The organism is Enterococcus sp. DIV0421 (genome assembly GCF_051713745.1).
GTDB lineage: Bacteria > Bacillota > Bacilli > Lactobacillales > Enterococcaceae > Enterococcus_D > Enterococcus_D casseliflavus.
The window spans coordinates 876,365-892,232 of sequence record NZ_JBIOQM010000001.1; the positions used below are offsets into that span (position 1 = coordinate 876,365).

A 15,868-nucleotide genomic window follows, 5' to 3' on the forward strand; every position below is an offset into this window, starting at 1 on the left:
TAAGCTTTTTTTGGTTAATTCGTTTCTAAATCATGTAAAAACAGACCGCTCAACAGTTTTGGTTCAAACCAAGTTGATTTTGGCGGCATAATTTCTCCCGCATCAGCTACTGCCAAAAGATCGGCCATTTGCGTTGGATACATGGAAAAGGCCAATGTCCATTCTCCGCTATCCACCAAACGTTCCAATTCTTCTGGACCACGAATTCCGCCGACAAAATCAATGCGTTTGTCTGTCCGCACATCTTGGATCGCGAAAATATCAGCCAGCACGTATTGTTGTAAAAGCGACACATCCAGCTGTCCTACCGCATCTTGCGGCACAGCTTCCGGCTTGATGGTCAACTCCCACCACGCATGGTTTAGGTACAGATGAATCGAACCACGTTGCGCTGGTTTCTTCCTTGTAGTTTCTCGAATCGTAAAATGCTGGGCTGCCTGCTCAAAAAAGTTTTCTGGCACTGGTACCCGCAAAACCCGATTGTATTCCCAAATCGCTAATTCATTTTCTGGGAATAAAATCGCTAAAAAGCGGTCGCTTTCTTGACTGCTTTGGCCATCGGCTCGCTTTTGCAAGCCGACTTTGACTGCTGACTCTGTGCGGTGATGCCCATCCGCAATATAAAGGGCATCTACAGCTTGAAACTGCTGGGCAAAAGAGGCGACTAGCGCTGGATCATCGATCAGCCAAACACGATGTTGCACCTCATGATAGCTGACAAAATCATAGATTGGCGCATGCTCTGCTTGCCACGCATCGATCGCTTCTTTGACTGCTGCTGGTTGGCGATAGCTCAAGAAAATCGGACTTGTATTGGCATCACATGCCAGAATATGATTGATCCGATCGATTTCTTTTTCTGGACGGGTAAACTCGTGTTTCTTGATTTTCCCAGCGACATAATCATCGATCGAGGTACAGGCGACAAGCCCAGTTTGGCTTCTACCAGCCATCGTCAATTCATACAAATAATATGCGGGCGCCGTTTCTTGAATCAACCAGCCTTCTTCTTGAAAAGATGCAAGATTTTCCGCCGCTTTTTGATACACCTGTGGATCATAAGGATCGATTCCTGGCAAGTCGATCTCCGAACGGTCGATGTGGAAATAGCTGTAAGGATTGCCTTGCGCAAACGCTGCGGCTTCTTGTGAATTGACCACGTCATACGGTAGCTCGGCCACTTTTTCTGCCAATGAGGCTTCTGGACGAATGGCTTTAAACGGAAATACTTGAACCATTAATACCCAACCTCCTGATTCTTGATGACCCGTACACGAACGATGTTTTCGTTCTCCCGCAGTTTATCTGCTAATTGATTCAATAAGGCTTCATCTTCAGAAGCGACATCGGCTAGGGTGTAAGCAAAGTCTTCCCGTCCACGATTCAGCATATTGTCGATATTGATTCCAGATTCCGCAATGATCGATGAAATCTGACCTAACATATTCGGTACATTGCGATTGATGATCGTCAGACGATAAGGCGAATGAAAAGCCATCTCAACAGTTGGAAAATTCACTGAGCGCTTGATGGTTCCAAATTCCAAGAATTTTTTCAATGTTCGGGCTGCCATTTTGGCACAGTTGACTTCGGCTTCTTCTGTTGATGCACCTAAATGCGGCAAGACGAGGACTTTTTCATTGTGCAGCAATTGTTCATCCGCAAAATCAGTCGTATAGCCCGCTAAACGGTCGGCTTTTAACGCACGTAAAACGGCATCTGTATCGACGATTTCTTTACGAGAAAAGTTGAATAGCTTCGTTGTTGGTTTCATTTTCGCAAGTTCGGCTTCCCCGACGAGATGATGCGTGTTTTCCATTAGCGGCACATGAACCGTAATAAAATCACAGGTTGAAAAGACTTCCGCAATATCATTGGCACGCTTGACCCGACGAGAGATCGTCCAAGCAGTATCCACTGACACGTAAGGATCATAACCGACTACTTCCATCCCTAGACGATAAGCATCGTTGGCGACCATCGCTCCAATAGAACCAAGGCCGATGATTCCTAACTTTTTGCCTTCTAACTCTGTTCCAGCAAATTGACTTTTTTGCGCTTCTGCTTGTTCTTCCACATTATCACCGCTCAAGGTTTGGACCCATTGGGCACCTCGTAAAATCGGACGGACACTTAAGAGCAGACTAGCGATCACTAATTCTTTGACCGCATTGGCATTGGCGCCTGGCGTATTAAAGACGACGATCCCTTTTTCAGTACATGCTTTGACGGGAATGTTGTTGGTCCCAGCCCCTGCACGGGCAATACCTAAGACACTTTCAGGAAAAGCGTAATCGTGCAATTTCTGGCTGCGCAGCAAAATCCCTTGCGGTTGGTCGCTTTCGTTGATGGCATACTTTTCTTTTTCTAAACGCTGTAATCCTTCTGGTGCGATCGCATTGAATGTTTTAATTTGGAACATTTATTTGACCTCCGCTTCAAATGATTTCATAAAGTCGACTAACGCTTGAACGCCAGCTAATGGAAAGGCATTGTACAAGCTTGCTCGCATTCCTCCAACGGAACGATGCCCTTTCAAGTTCTCAAAGCCAGCTTTGACAGCTTCTTCATTGAAGCGCTGATCTAATGCTTTATCCCCTGTCACAAAAGGAATATTCGTTAGTGAGCGGCTGTCAACAGCCACAGGACTACTGTAAAGAGCAGAGGCTTCGATCGTTTCGTATAAAAGCGCCGCTTTTTGGCGGTCTTGTTCTAAAATGACAGGAATGCCGCCTAATTCTTCCAACCATTCAAACACCAATTTAGCAATATAGATAGCATACGTTGGTGGTGTATTGTACAATGAGTCATTTTTAGCCTGTAGACGATAATCCAGCATTGGAGCGAAGACAGCATCATCATTGAGTAAATCTTCTCGGATGATCACTACAGTCAACCCTGCAGGACCAATATTCTTTTGGGCCCCAGCATAAATCACACCGAAGTCTTCTACGCGATAGTCATTGGCTAAAATATTTGAGGACATATCCGCTACGATCGGCACGTTGCCAGCCTGCGGAATCGTTTGAAAGGCCGTCCCTTCAATGGTATTGTTCGTGGTGATATGCAAATAAGCCGCTTCTTGATCGATCGCATCTTCTGAAATTTCTGGAATATAGGTAAAGTTTTGATCCTCACTAGAGGCAACAACTTCCACCGTCACGTTTCCAAGCGCTTTTGCTGCTTCAATAGCTTTCTTCGACCAAGAACCGGTATTTACGTATAAGGCTTTTTTGTTTTGTGCAAGATTTAAAGGGATCATACTGAATTGGAGACTCGCGCCGCCTTGTAAAAACAGTACCTGATAGTTTTCAGGAATTCCCATCAATTTTCGTAAAAGTGCTTCTGCATCTTTAATGATCGCTTCAAACAAGGAGGACCGATGACTCAGCTCCATAACGGACATCCCACTTCCGCGGTAATTCAAAAGTTCGGATTGTGCTTTCTCCAATACGGGACGGGGCAATACGGCAGGACCAGCTGAAAAGTTATAAACTGTCATACAAAAAATCTCTCCTTTATGTTAGATGTGAAAATCATTATAACAGATAGCAGAAAATGAAAAAAGCCTTAAAAGAGAAAATAATTTTGAATTTTCAGAAAAGACTACCAATTTCTTAACGTTCGTCATTTCGGCATTTTTTCAAACAGCCAGCGAGAAATTTCATTGTAAACGATCTCGCGGTTGCGCTCATTCAAAATCTCATGACGTCCCTGCTCAAGCAAATACATCGTCACGTCAGCATTTTGCTTCAGCTGCTGAGCCAATTGGCGGACGCTTTTGCCATAGTGCCCCACAGGATCATCTGCACCTGAAATCAAGAGCAGCGGCAATTCTGGATCAATCCTGCGCAGTTGATCCGGATCACTGGCAGCTTGCGTCAATGTAAAGAGATCCTTGTAAGCCGCTAAGGAAAAATGAAATTGCGTGTAAGGGTCCTTCAAGTAGCGATCCACTTGTTGCGGATCACTGGTCAACCAATCCTTGGCGGTCCGATTGGGACGAAAACGCCGGTTGTGCTGGCCAAAAACCAGCTGTTCCATTACGTGATAAGGCCATTGCTGAGCGGCAAACGGGCGCAACAAGCTCGTAACGAGTTTGCCTCCTTGCATCAGCACGGCTTTTTCCATCGTGGTGCCCATGATGATCGCTCCTGACAATGGATGTGGCTGACTAAACAAATAATTCCGTAACACCAGCGACCCCATACTGTGCCCTAAGATAAAGTATGGTCGGTCTGGGTAGCAAGCAGCTGCGTACTGATGGACCACTCCCACATCTGCCACTAAATAGTTGGCGCCCTCTTTTTCACCAAAATGCCCATAGGCCTGTGTTTCTTTCACGGATTGCCCATGCCCTAAGTGATCATGACCGACCACCGCATAGCCTTGCGCAGTCAAACATTCCGCAAACTCGTGGTAACGTTCAATGTGTTCGATCATTCCGTGAACGATTTGCACGACTGCTTTCGGCTGTTCTTCTGGCAGCCACGTTTTGACAAAAAGCTGATCCTTCCCATTTGATGAAGTCAGCTTTTCTTGATTCATCCTCATAGTTCGCACCTCTTTTGCTTTTTCTTTTCCCTTCGCCAAATAAAACGGTCGTTTTCTTTATTATACATGGAATTTTAGGCTATGGCGGTAGGTGTTGGGAATTTTCAAGGATAAAAAAATCCTGCCACATTGTCTAAAGACAAAGTAGCAGGAGTCAAACGATCATCACCCATGGCTTGGATTTAAAAAACTTCCTCATTATTCTTTATTGGAATTTGACGATTTCTAAACGATCAATACTTAGCGTGTCAACCCCAATCTCAGACGAAAGGGTGATTTCCTGCGATCCTTTCGGTAACTTCATGCGGACTTGTAGCGGTTGATAATATTCGGAAGGATAGACATCCACCACGTGACTTGCTTGTTTCGTTTCAATCTTGACCTGAATTGGGTCATTTAAGGAGAGATAATCAGTGGTTTTGACATAGGCAATCACCAGAAATTCATCTGATTCTTCAATCTGCGGGGTAAAGATAATTTTGTCAGTCGTTGATTCAAAGCCTTGGACGACTTTCTTAGAGAGTGCTGCCTCATCTTCGACAAGCGCTAAATCGCCTTCCAACAAAGCACGGCTAGCAGTTAACCGCAGTCGATTCGGCTCAGCTTTTGGCAACGCTTGAACATGCCACTCATCCAAAGGAGCTTCCAGTAGGACTTTATCCTCTTGATCCCAAACAAACTTTTGCAAGCGGATCGAACGGTCCCAGCCCGAATGATCCCACCGAGCAGCGTGATAAATCAACCAGTCTTCAGAACCATCTTTTGATTTGGCAAATCCATTATGACCAGGTCCATAGACAGTGTTTGTCTGTTGGAAAATCGGCTCTGGTTCCTTTTGCCAATTCGCTCTTTCTAGCGGATCATCAGCTACATCTAGGGTCATAAGACCAAGAGCGTAATCATTGTCCCAGCTTCCACTGGCAGAGTATACCAAATTGACTGTTTCGTCTTTGATAATCACTTGAGGGGCTTCATTGATCAATGGTGTTTGCCGCATTTCCCATTCATATTCTGGTTCTGAGATAAGCCGTTTCTCCCTAATCACTTCCGTAGGGGAGACCATTTCCGCTAAATAAAGATTTTGCGCAACATTTTCATACCCTTCCCAGCCCGACCAAAGGAAATAGCGTTTGTCATTGATCTCTAAAACTGTTCCATCAATCGCAAATTTATCATCCATCCCTTTGATCTCTTCCAATTGCCACTCACCCATGTAAGGATCTTTTTGATGATTGACCAATGCGTACATACGGTGCGTTTCTGAAGGACGATTAGCCGCGAAATACATCACCCAGCGATCATCTAAGTAATGAAGCTCGGGTGCCCAGATACTTTCAAATTCTGCTGGCATTTCCCAGACGACCTTTTTTTCACCAGCAGCAACGTGAGAGAGGTTTTCAGCACGCCAGAGCGTTAAATTATTCCCAGTCGTTTTGGTATAATAAAAGAACGCTTCCGTTTGCAAGATCCAAGGATCTGCCCCATCATTATCGATAATTGAAGTAAAATCGGACACTTCTTCCCCTGGATCAGTTCCAGTGCTACAACCGGTTATCATAAGCGCAGCAATCAAGATACTTACTCCACTGAGCCAAGCTGCTGATTTCCCCATCGGACATCGCCCCTTTCCTTACCAATCATTTTATTCTATCTGTGGTGGATGAAACTGCTCATTGATCTCTTTAATCGCTGCCAAATCAACTTTTGCTTGGCGGTCATAGGTCAGTAATCCATTGATTTCTTGTTCAACATCTGTCAACTGAGTGTAGCAATAGCCCCAGAGTCCGACAGAATCATAAACAGCTGTCATGATTCGCTGATAATCCTTCAAGAAATCTTGTTGATTTTCCACTGAGGTATAGCCCCAACCGAGTTGCCCCGAAACATCGAAGCCAATACCGCCAAACTCGGTCAATAAAATAGGCTGATCCTGATAAGAAAATCCTCCAGCGAAAATCGGCCATGGGGTCGATACTCGATTCACCAATTTTTCTCTCGTGCTGAGACTGTCTTTGAAGTATAGATATTTTTGCCGCTCAGATTCTTGCCCATGCGCATAATTATGAATCGCACAAATATCTGTCTCCGTCATCGCCCAACCATCATTTGAAATAACCAACCGTTGCTGGTCTAGCGAATGGATAAAGTGATACATTGCTTGAGAAAAATGCTGTTGCTGACGATCAAATGATATTTTTGGCACACCCCAGCTCTCATTGATTGGTACCCAAGTAACGATCGAAGGGTGACTATAGTCCCGAGTGATGATCTCTGCCCACTCTTGCATCAAACGCATCACAGAACGATCGGTATAGATTGCCGGCGCCGCACACTCTCCCCAAACAAGAAATCCTAATTTATCTGCCCAGTATAAAAAGCGTGGGTCTTCTGTTTTTTGGTGTTTTCGGCAACCATTAAATCCCATTTCTTTGGCCAATAAGATGTCTTGTTTAAAGTCCTCATCTGTTGGTGCAGTTAACAAGCCGCTCGGCCAATAGCCTTGATCGAGAACCAACTTCTGGTAGTAAGGCTTGTTATTTAAGTAAATCATACCGTTTTCTGTATGTATTTTACGCATACCAAAATAACTTTTTAGCTGATCGATGGCATTCCCTGCTTCTCTAAGCGTCAATTCAACATCAAATAATTGCGGCTTTTCAGGTGTCCAAGACCAGCCTTCGTGGTGAAAATTCGTCCGAAAAATTTCTTGCTGGAAAATATCAACTGCAAAACTCAACTTAGAAGTGATAAAGTCTGCCTTTCCGCTGGTAACTAAAGCATCTTTAAAATAGATTTGATATTCTAAGACTACTTGCGGCTGTAACTGGTTCAGTTCTACATCAATCTTCACGGCACCAGCATCAAAATCACTCGTAAATTTCACCTGTTGCAGATGGGTTTCAGCAACTACTTCAAGCCAGACTGGCTGCCAGATCCCTGTTGAGTTTGTGTACCAGATTCCTGCTGATTCTTCTTCCCAAAATTGTTTCCCCCGTGGAATGCTTTCATCAAAATGCGGGTCAAATGCTCGCACACTTAGTATTTGCTCTTGTCCAGATACTAGAGCATCCGTGATGTCTATAGCAAACGAGGTATGCCCTCCGCAATGATTTTTCACATGATTTCCATTGACAAACACATCTGCTTCATAGTCCACCGCCCCAAAATGCAAAAGGACACGACTTTTTTCAGGGACTTGCACATCGAAGGTCCGATAATACCATACAACGTCGTGCACTTCTCGATGATCAATGCCGCTCAATGCACTTTGATAGACAAAGGGAACATTGATCTTGTACGGATAGTTTGCTTCGTTTGTGTACCACTTTTCTTTTAAACCAAGATTTTGGTCATCAAAGGCAAATTGCCATTCACCATTTAAACTTAACCAATTTTCTCTCTCAAATTGCGGTCTCGGGTATTCTTCTCTACTCATATTTCCTCCAAAAACAAATTATTTTATGCCACTTTGCAACGACATTGACGCCATAAAGCTTTTTTGCGCCACCAAATACAATAAAAAGGTAGGGATCAAAGCCAAGATTGCTCCGGCAGTTCCAATTCCCGGATAGGTCATGTATTGCCCTTGTAGCAATTGCAGCCCCGGTGTAATCGGCAATTTATCAATATCGTTTATCACGATCGATGGCCACAAGAAGTCATTCCATGAGCCAGTAAAACTAAATAACGCAACCACCGTCAATACAGGTTTGATCAACGGTAAAATGATATGATAAAAGATTTGAAACTCGTTGGCCCCATCGATCACAGCCGATTCATCCAATTCTTTAGGAATCCCTAAAATGAACTGCCGAACGAGAAAAATGTTATAAACACCTGCTGCTCCAGGAACGATGACTGCCAGAAATGTATTGGTCCAACCTAACGTATCAACGATTTTAAAATTCGGGATCAAATTGACCACCCCGGGAAACATCATCGTTCCTAACAATAAGGCAAAAATCAAATCTCTCCCCTTAAAGGTGAGTCGTGTATAGCCATAAGCCGCAAACGAGACGATCACCATAACTAACAGCGTATGTGAAGTTGAAATAATCATTGAATTCACAAACCAGCGGAACACAGGAGAAGAATCATTGCCTTGTAACAAGCCCAAAAAGTTAGCCAGCGTCCAATCTTGCGGAATCAAACTGAACCCAACCTTTTGAATCTCTGCCTCCAATTTAAACGAGGTAAAAATTGCCCATATCAAAGGAAAGATCCAAATCACACAGACGATCGCTAGTAAAATAAAGGCAATTCTTTTCCCTAGTTTGTTTTCTCGCATCTTCATCCCTCCTATCTTTCCATTTTTTTGATGACCATAAATTGCACAATCGAAACTGCCATGATTACAAAACCTAGTAGAATGGCCATCGCTGAAGAAATTCCTGCAACCGAGGTACTACTACCAAAGGCATTTTCTTGGATGTACATCATCAACACGCGAGTAGAATTGTTGGGTCCGCCTCCCGTCAGCATTAGTGGCTGACCATAAATATTAAACTGAGCGATGGTCGTCATGACCGTGGTAAAAACAAGCTGGTTGCGAATACTCGGCAAAGAAATACGGAAAAATTTCGTGATACTATTCGCACCATCTAATTCTGCTGCTTCTAACTGCTCTTTGGAGACGCCATTTAATGCAGCAACATAAATAATTAGATTCCCACCTAATGTCCACCAAATCGTCACGATCAAAATAGCGATCCATGCCCATGGTTGCGTGCCTACAAAATTGATGTCGATACCGAATACTTCTTTGATCGGTCCAAAAGATTTGCTCAAAAGGAACCCCCAAATAATCATGACGGCAGAGATTGCAAATAATGTTGGCAGGTAGAGAATCGATTGAAAAAAACGCATCATTTTTGGTTTAGCAGATAATGCAACCGCTAGCAACAAGGGAATTACAATACATAACGGAACGGAGATTGCCGCAAAAAACAGCGTATTTTTCATTCCATTAAAAAATTGCGTATGATACAACGAGTCTTGATCAAACAAAATCGTTTTAAAATTATCAAACCCGACAAAAATCGGCGTACTGAACAGATCCCATTCAGTAAAAGAAACATAGATCCCAATCACTGCAGGAACTAAAAAGAATAAAAGAAAAAGGAGCATATGCGGACCAATAAAAACGATTGGCCAGCCATTTAACCTTTTTTTCATCAATACCCATCCTTCCTTGTATTTCTAGTGCAGCTCTCAACAAGAAACGACTGTGACAGCCCTTTAAGCCTCCCCATCAGAATTCCTACCCTATCAAAAAATGGACTGAATTCTTTTATGGTCGCTCTTCCTTCTGCCACAGCCTCCACGTGAGAAGATTATTTCATCTTTTCTTCTACAACTTTTTGGATCTCACCAAAAGTCGTTTGAATATCTGCTTTTCCTGTGATCATGTCCCATGAACGATTATCATATTCACCAAAGATATACGATAAGCCATCAACTGCGTTAACAGAAATTGCCGCTTGTCCTTTTTCTGTCTTCAATAAGAAGGATTGTGGCATCTCAACATATTCTTCATTGTCTAGCATTGCTAAGGAAGTAGGATTTGCACCTGATTTGACCCACTCTAATTGGTTTGCTTGTAACCAAGTCAGAAAGTCGACCATGCCACTTTTCTTTTCATCGGAACGTTCCTCGTTCGTTTTGAACATCGCAAACTGATCGACGCCTGAACCCTGAATGATATGTTCCGCATTCCATTGAGGAGTAAATGTTTGACCCCAAGTGAAGTCACTGATTTCTTCCATATTACTTAGCATCCATGTTCCTTCTGGAAGAAAAATCAGCTGCTGGTTTGCAAAAAGTTTATTTGCATCTTCACCATCTGGGACCATGTAGCCGGCATCGTATAGATCCTTAAACTCTTGAACGGCATTGTAAGAAAACTCATTATCGATATTGATGTTTCCTTGTGCATCTTGCCATTCCCCACCCATTTGTTGGTAGAGATTCGAATAATTCTGCATGCCCCATGTATAGCCAAAACTATAGATACCATCTGCTTTTGCTTTTTCCCCAGCTTGTCTGATTTCTTCGTACGTCACTACGCCATCATCCAACGCTCCTGGAACATATTTATCCACCAAATCTTGGTTGTAATACATCACCCACGAACCCATGGTTGCCGGAATCCCATATTGACTATCATCCACTACACCAGTGTCCCAAGCAGCTTCTACGTAGTTTTCCCGTGCCAATTCTGTCCCATCGATCATGTCATCCCAAGTTTCAAGCATGTCTTGGTGTTTATACGTAGGCAAAGCTTCTGAGGCGATCAAAGCCAAATCAGGGACACCTTTCCCTGATTTCCCCGCAGTCGTCAACTTTGAAGTAAAGGTGTCACCTTGCATGCTTACTAACTTCACTTTAAAGTCTGGGTCTGTTTCATTGTATTGATCAATCGTTTTTTTGATTTTTTCACCGTCCGGTCCTGTTGTCGAAGACCAAAGCAAAATTTCTGAATTATTACTTGAGCTACCACTTCCGCCACAAGCAGCTAACAACACTGTGCATAATAAGCTTGTCCCTACTAAAACAATTGATTTACTTACTTTCATTTTTTACACTCCTTTTAATTTAACTAAAAAGTAAAATGACATCCAGTTATCAATAAACATAATCGTTAGACTATCGTCGAATAATGTTTACACCGTAAAGTTACTATAAATATAAAGCGCTGTCAACATTATTTTGACAAGGGATATCCAAAAAAATATCATTTTACTATTTTGTAAATTCACAAGGTTGTGTTATAATTAAACCATCTTTTCATTAAACATTTTAGTATAACGAGGTGATCGCTATGGAATTGGATCTAACGAACGCATCTTTACCGATCTACGAAGCACTGGCAAATGAAACTCGCTTAGCGATTTTAAGAGAATTAGGCGATAAGAAGAAAAGCATCAGTGAAATTGGACAAAAATTAGCAATCAGCAATGCTTTGATGACCAAACATATCCGTAAACTCGAAGAAGCTCAGTTGATCAAAACAGAAAAAGGATCGGGGCAAGACTGGAAGAAAAAATATTTATCTCTAAAAACTGATTTCATCAATATCAATTTCCCAGCAAAAGTGTTTCCAGAAATGAATCTAACCTCCCAATCCGTGAAAATTGGCCACTTCACCGATTTTAAAGCTGAGCCTTCTTGTGGAATGGCGACCAAAGACCGCTTGATTGGCGCCTTAGATGATCCAAAATCTTTTCTGGATCAAGAACGTGTTGATGCAAGTATCATCTGGCTAAATAACGGTTTTTTAGAATACAAAATCCCAAATCCTTTGAAAAATGGCGAAAAAATCGAATTACTAGAAATTAGTATGGAGATCGCTTCAGAGTTCCCAATTTCGAATAACTATTGGCCCAGCGATCTTTCCTTTTACTTAAACAATCACTGCATCGGTAGCTATACCGTACCAGGAAACTTTTCGGATGTCAGAGGTTCTCTGACTCCGCAATGGTGGATCGATGAGTTCAGTCAATATGGATTACTTAAGCATTTACGCATCAATCGCTATGATACTTCCCTCGATGGAGAAAAATTAACAGATCACAACCTGAATGAAATCGACTTAGACCACAGTGATTTTTTCACCTTTAAAATTGCTGCACCTGCAACTGCCGAAAATGCTGGTGGTTTGACCATCTTCGGCGATCGATGGGGAAATTATCCTCAAGATTTATTGTTCAATTTTTACGTATCGGAATAACTGTTATCGTTTCATTACACAAAAAAAGCACGTAGCGAAAAGAGATCACTCCCTCAGCTAGTGCTTTTTTCTATTCTCTTACGCTGTGGCAAAAATGCGTTCGATCAACTGCATCACTGCTCGGACTTCTTCGTTTTTAACGATAGGTTCGGCACCGTTGCGTACAACGTTGTAAAAATTCTTGTAGAAAGGTTCAAAATCCGCTTCGGCTTTCGGGAAAGGAATTTCTTTGGCTGCCAATTCCGATGGGGGTGCCATCGTTTTCGTCAAGCCGACGCCTGCTTGGACTGGTTTTGGTGCTGCCACATCTTCGCGACCTGTTGCTTGCACCATTTCCCCATTTAAATCCCAATCGGTGATGGTGGCTGTTCCTTCTGTTCCTTTGATGTACCAGCGAGGCAATTGCGTGTAATTGGAGGTTCCAACTTCCACGATTGCTTTGACCCCATTTTCAAAGGTAATCAAAGCGAAGAACCCATCATCGACTTCTTCCCCCAACACAAAGCTAAGATCCGCTTTAACATCTTTCACTGGACTGTCGATCAGCCATAGCATTTGATCCAGCAAGTGAACGCCCCAGTCTAAAAGCATTCCCCCACCTTGTTTTTTCACATGGCGCCAGTCTCCTGGGATGCCGTTTGCCCCTTGGACCCGTGACTCTAATTGGAACAAATCACCGATCTGTCCATTACGGTACAGTTCGCGTACAAGTAGAAAATCAGGATCCCAACGGCGGTTTTGGTGAACCATAAAGGTATTGCCAGTTTCTTGGGCAACCGCCACGATCTCATCTAGTTCCGCAGTATTCAGCGCAACAGGCTTCTCGCAAACAACATGTTTGCCGGCTTTCAACGCAGCGATCGATAACTCTTTGTGCAAGTCATTAGGTGTGGCGATCAATACTGCTTCGATCGTCTCATCGGCTAAGACTTCATCATAGCTTTTAAAGATCTTATGGCCTTTTTCTTGGGAGATCGCTTGACGTTCTTCATTGATATCGTAAGTTCCTACGATGTGGATTCGTTCGTTTTCATTTGGTAAGATATTGTGGACATGGTACGCACCCATGCCGCCATATCCGATTACTGCAAAATTGATTGCACTCATGTCTGACACTCCTCGGTTTTCTTCTTATGCCCACCACATGGATGAAGCTTCTTCACGGATCATAATCGTCTTCAAGTTACTGATGGCACGAGTCAGTCCTTCATCAATGGACATGATTGGATCTTCATGTTCAATACTCAAGACATAATCATACCCATAAATCCTAAGCGCAGAAATAATATCTGACCAGACTTGTAAGCTGTGGCCGCAACCGACTGAACGGAAGGTCCAAGCTCGGGTTTTGACATTGCTATATGGTTGCATGTCCGTCAAGCCATGCATGTTGATATTGTCTTGGTCCAAATACGTATCTTTGGCATGGAAGTGATGGATTGCATCGGCTTCCCCTAAGATTTTGACCGCTGCCACTGGGTCGATCCCTTGCCACCATAAATGGCTTGGATCCAAGTTACAGCCGATGGCTTTCCCCGCAGCATCCCGCAGTTTCAACATCGTATAAGGGGTATGTGCCAAAAAGCCACCATGAAGTTCGATTCCGATTTTAACACCAGCCGCTTCCGCTTCCGTGTTGATGCCTTTCCAATAAGGAATCAGTTTTTGTTCCCATTGATAATTATAATTGTCATCGTATTCCGTTGGCCATGGCAATACTGGCCAGTTGACTTGTGTATCTGTTGCATTTCCGCCTGAAACGCCTGAAAATCCATTCACAACAGGTACATTCATTAAGCTGGCTAATTTGATGGTTTTGCGCAAAAGTTCATCGGCTTCTTGCGCTTCTGCTTTTAATGGAGAGATTGGGTTGTTGTGACAGCTCAAAGCTGAGATTTCCAATCCTTTATCAGCTAATTTCGCTAAGTATTCTTTTCGCTCTGCTTCACTTGCTAGTAAACGGTCAATGTCTAAGTGGGCATTGCCTGGAGAACCACCGGTACCGATCTCGACGGTTTGCAGCCCTTTTTTCGCTACTTCATCGATCATTTCTTCAAAGCTAAGTTGATTGAATAACGGGGTAAAAACACCTAATTTCATTTTCTTTCCTCCTCAATTGCTTGAAAATGCCCATATGTTGGGTAACGATTTTCTGTTGGTGCACACCAGCGAGCCGCATTTTGGATCACTTTTTGCACTTTGGGATTGTAATAGCTTGGGAATGTCTCATGACCAGGCTGGAAATAGAAAATCTTGCCATTCCCACGGCGGAATGTACAGCCGCTACGGAAAACTTCACCACCAGGGAACCAGCTGACAAAGAGCAATTCATCCGGCGCTGGAATATCAAAGTGCTCGCCATACATTTCCTCTTGCTCTAGTTCGATCCATTCGCCGACTCCTTCAACGATTGGATGGCTTGGATTGACATTCCAGATCCGCGCATGCTGATCGTCTACTCGCCATTTTAAATCGCACGACGTTCCCATCAACGTTTTAAAGATTTTCGAAAAGTGGCCAGAATGCAAGACGATCAGTCCCATTCCTTCCCATACACGCTGCTGCACACGAGCAACGATAGCATCATCGACTTCTTCGTGCGCCATATGGCCCCACCAAACCAACACATCCGTGTCAGCCAATACTTGCTCCGTCAACCCGTGTTCTGGTTCATCAAGGGTCGCCGTTCGCACTTGGAAATCATCCTCTTCTAAAAACTTGGCAATTTGACCATGGATTCCTTCTGGATACATTTTTTGGACGGCCTCATTCGTTTTTTCATGACGAAACTCGTTCCATACCGTAACATGGATCATTGGTAGACCTCCTCTACGATGTTTTTTAATTGCAGATAATCAATCCCGCTGGCTTCTAAAGGAGCGAATTTTTGAAACGCTTCCTGCTCGACGATCAGCCATGGTAGTTCTAATGCTTTAGCTGCTTCTACATATGACTTGATTGGTAAAATCCCATTGCCGATCTCGGTGCTTTCCTGCGGCTGCTCTTGCATATCTTTGATATGAACCAAGCCGACCTTCGTTTCGCGTTCCTTTAGCCAAGGTAAAACAGCCACGTTTGCAAAGGCTAACCAGTAAAGGTCGGCTTCCAAACGCAGTTGCGGATTGTCTTTGATCAGTTCATCGATCATAGATTCTCCAGCAACTTCAGTAAATTCATGGGCATGGTTGTGGTAGTAGCAAGTCAGCCCTTCTGCTTGCAACTTTTGGGTGATCTGGGTCAGCTCCGCAGCAAAGGCTTGCCATTTTTCCAAAGAATCAAAGCTGGCATACGGAATCACGATCCGTTGATTGCCAATCGTTTTTTCAAAAGCGACGGTTTCTTCAAAACGATCTTGCAATGCTTCAAACGGGATATGGGAAGCCGCGACCGCCAAATCCAACTGCTCCAGCATTTCTTTGATCTGAGCAGCACTGTGTCCATGATAACCGGCAAATTCAACACCGTCATAGCCGTTTTGTTTTACTGTTTTCAACGCTTCAAAAAGGTCTGTCTTGCAGTCCTCTTGAATACTCCAAAGCTGTAAAGCGATTTTCGGTTTTGTCATTTACGCTCGCTCCTTTTCTT

At 43.4% G+C, this 15,868-nt stretch carries 14 protein-coding genes; 1 reads left to right on the forward strand and 13 read right to left on the reverse strand.

All coding sequences use genetic code 11. The annotated features are described in order from the left end of the window. Nucleotides 1-14: 14 nt before the first annotated feature. The 9 genes from IGI96_RS04140 to IGI96_RS04180 form a co-directional block, all read right to left on the reverse strand. Nucleotides 15-1,238, reverse strand: coding sequence for a DUF1015 domain-containing protein (locus tag IGI96_RS04140; RefSeq protein WP_010749987.1), 1,224 nt, complete (start codon nucleotides 1,236-1,238; stop codon nucleotides 15-17). Continuing rightward, nucleotides 1,238-2,422, reverse strand: a complete 1,185-nt coding sequence (locus IGI96_RS04145) for a phosphoglycerate dehydrogenase (RefSeq protein ID WP_016609459.1) — start codon at nucleotides 2,420-2,422, stop codon at nucleotides 1,238-1,240. Before IGI96_RS04145 ends, IGI96_RS04140 begins: the two co-directional genes overlap by 1 nt. After that, nucleotides 2,423-3,502 (reverse strand): 3-phosphoserine/phosphohydroxythreonine transaminase, encoded by a 1,080-nt coding sequence (gene serC, locus IGI96_RS04150; protein ID WP_086337886.1) that lies wholly within the window; start codon nucleotides 3,500-3,502, stop codon nucleotides 2,423-2,425. 125 nt (nucleotides 3,503-3,627) lie between these two features. Continuing rightward, complete coding sequence (locus tag IGI96_RS04155; RefSeq protein WP_086337885.1) at nucleotides 3,628-4,554, reverse strand: alpha/beta fold hydrolase; 927 nt, start codon at nucleotides 4,552-4,554, stop codon at nucleotides 3,628-3,630. 205 nt (nucleotides 4,555-4,759) lie between these two features. Beyond that, nucleotides 4,760-6,166 carry a glycoside hydrolase family 43 protein gene (locus IGI96_RS04160; protein WP_086337884.1) on the reverse strand — a complete coding sequence of 469 codons (1,407 nt, stop codon included), beginning with the start codon at nucleotides 6,164-6,166 and terminating at the stop codon, nucleotides 4,760-4,762. A 30-nt stretch (nucleotides 6,167-6,196) separates the two neighbouring features. Further along, on the reverse strand, nucleotides 6,197-7,990 hold the full coding sequence (locus IGI96_RS04165; RefSeq protein WP_086337883.1) for a glycoside hydrolase family 2 protein: 1,794 nt from the start codon (nucleotides 7,988-7,990) through the stop codon (nucleotides 6,197-6,199). An 18-nt stretch (nucleotides 7,991-8,008) separates the two neighbouring features. Beyond that, the gene (locus IGI96_RS04170) at nucleotides 8,009-8,842 is read right to left on the reverse strand and encodes a carbohydrate ABC transporter permease (RefSeq protein WP_086337882.1); all 834 of its coding nucleotides are present in this window, start codon (nucleotides 8,840-8,842) and stop codon (nucleotides 8,009-8,011) included. Nucleotides 8,843-8,853: 11 nt separating this feature from the next. Next, the gene (locus tag IGI96_RS04175; protein WP_016609464.1) at nucleotides 8,854-9,729 is read right to left on the reverse strand and encodes a carbohydrate ABC transporter permease; all 876 of its coding nucleotides are present in this window, start codon (nucleotides 9,727-9,729) and stop codon (nucleotides 8,854-8,856) included. Between the two features lie 158 nt (nucleotides 9,730-9,887). Next, a complete protein-coding gene (locus IGI96_RS04180) occupies nucleotides 9,888-11,129 on the reverse strand; it encodes an extracellular solute-binding protein (protein ID WP_086337881.1) in 1,242 nt (413 codons plus the stop codon). 245 nt (nucleotides 11,130-11,374) lie between these two features. Between IGI96_RS04180 and IGI96_RS04185 the strand changes: the two genes are divergently transcribed. Continuing rightward, nucleotides 11,375-12,283, forward strand: coding sequence for an ArsR/SmtB family transcription factor (locus IGI96_RS04185; protein WP_008380365.1), 909 nt, complete (start codon nucleotides 11,375-11,377; stop codon nucleotides 12,281-12,283). A 78-nt stretch (nucleotides 12,284-12,361) separates the two neighbouring features. Here IGI96_RS04185 and IGI96_RS04190 read toward each other — a convergent pair whose 3' ends face one another. From IGI96_RS04190 to IGI96_RS04205, 4 genes are read right to left on the reverse strand one after another with little or no spacing between them, the layout of a single operon-like run. Next, nucleotides 12,362-13,390: a Gfo/Idh/MocA family protein gene (locus IGI96_RS04190; protein WP_010749991.1), complete on the reverse strand. Its 1,029-nt coding sequence runs from the start codon at nucleotides 13,388-13,390 to the stop codon at nucleotides 12,362-12,364. A 24-nt stretch (nucleotides 13,391-13,414) separates the two neighbouring features. Beyond that, the gene (locus IGI96_RS04195) at nucleotides 13,415-14,383 is read right to left on the reverse strand and encodes a sugar phosphate isomerase/epimerase family protein (protein ID WP_005228209.1); all 969 of its coding nucleotides are present in this window, start codon (nucleotides 14,381-14,383) and stop codon (nucleotides 13,415-13,417) included. Then, nucleotides 14,380-15,099 (reverse strand): ThuA domain-containing protein, encoded by a 720-nt coding sequence (locus tag IGI96_RS04200; RefSeq protein ID WP_086337880.1) that lies wholly within the window; start codon nucleotides 15,097-15,099, stop codon nucleotides 14,380-14,382. The genes IGI96_RS04195 and IGI96_RS04200 overlap by 4 nt, the downstream gene beginning before the upstream one ends. Then, nucleotides 15,096-15,848, reverse strand: coding sequence for a sugar phosphate isomerase/epimerase family protein (locus IGI96_RS04205; RefSeq protein ID WP_086337879.1), 753 nt, complete (start codon nucleotides 15,846-15,848; stop codon nucleotides 15,096-15,098). The genes IGI96_RS04200 and IGI96_RS04205 overlap by 4 nt, the downstream gene beginning before the upstream one ends. Nucleotides 15,849-15,868: the final 20 nt, after the last annotated feature.

Bases quoted from the DNA above. Each gene is read 5' to 3' on its own strand.
- IGI96_RS04140 (WP_010749987.1), bottom strand. From the start codon at position 1,238: ATGGTTCAAGTATTTCCGTTTAAAGCCATTCGTCCAGAAGCCTCATTG.
- IGI96_RS04145 (WP_016609459.1), bottom strand. From the start codon at position 2,422: ATGTTCCAAATTAAAACATTCAATGCGATCGCACCAGAAGGATTACAG.
- serC (WP_086337886.1), bottom strand. From the start codon at position 3,502: ATGACAGTTTATAACTTTTCAGCTGGTCCTGCCGTATTGCCCCGTCCC.
- IGI96_RS04155 (WP_086337885.1), bottom strand. From the start codon at position 4,554: ATGAGGATGAATCAAGAAAAGCTGACTTCATCAAATGGGAAGGATCAG.
- IGI96_RS04160 (WP_086337884.1), bottom strand. From the start codon at position 6,166: ATGGGGAAATCAGCAGCTTGGCTCAGTGGAGTAAGTATCTTGATTGCT.
- IGI96_RS04165 (WP_086337883.1), bottom strand. From the start codon at position 7,990: ATGAGTAGAGAAGAATACCCGAGACCGCAATTTGAGAGAGAAAATTGG.
- IGI96_RS04170 (WP_086337882.1), bottom strand. From the start codon at position 8,842: ATGCGAGAAAACAAACTAGGGAAAAGAATTGCCTTTATTTTACTAGCG.
- IGI96_RS04175 (WP_016609464.1), bottom strand. From the start codon at position 9,729: ATGAAAAAAAGGTTAAATGGCTGGCCAATCGTTTTTATTGGTCCGCAT.
- IGI96_RS04180 (WP_086337881.1), bottom strand. From the start codon at position 11,129: ATGAAAGTAAGTAAATCAATTGTTTTAGTAGGGACAAGCTTATTATGC.
- IGI96_RS04185 (WP_008380365.1), top strand. From the start codon at position 11,375: ATGGAATTGGATCTAACGAACGCATCTTTACCGATCTACGAAGCACTG.
- IGI96_RS04190 (WP_010749991.1), bottom strand. From the start codon at position 13,390: ATGAGTGCAATCAATTTTGCAGTAATCGGATATGGCGGCATGGGTGCG.
- IGI96_RS04195 (WP_005228209.1), bottom strand. From the start codon at position 14,383: ATGAAATTAGGTGTTTTTACCCCGTTATTCAATCAACTTAGCTTTGAA.
- IGI96_RS04200 (WP_086337880.1), bottom strand. From the start codon at position 15,099: ATGATCCATGTTACGGTATGGAACGAGTTTCGTCATGAAAAAACGAAT.
- IGI96_RS04205 (WP_086337879.1), bottom strand. From the start codon at position 15,848: ATGACAAAACCGAAAATCGCTTTACAGCTTTGGAGTATTCAAGAGGAC.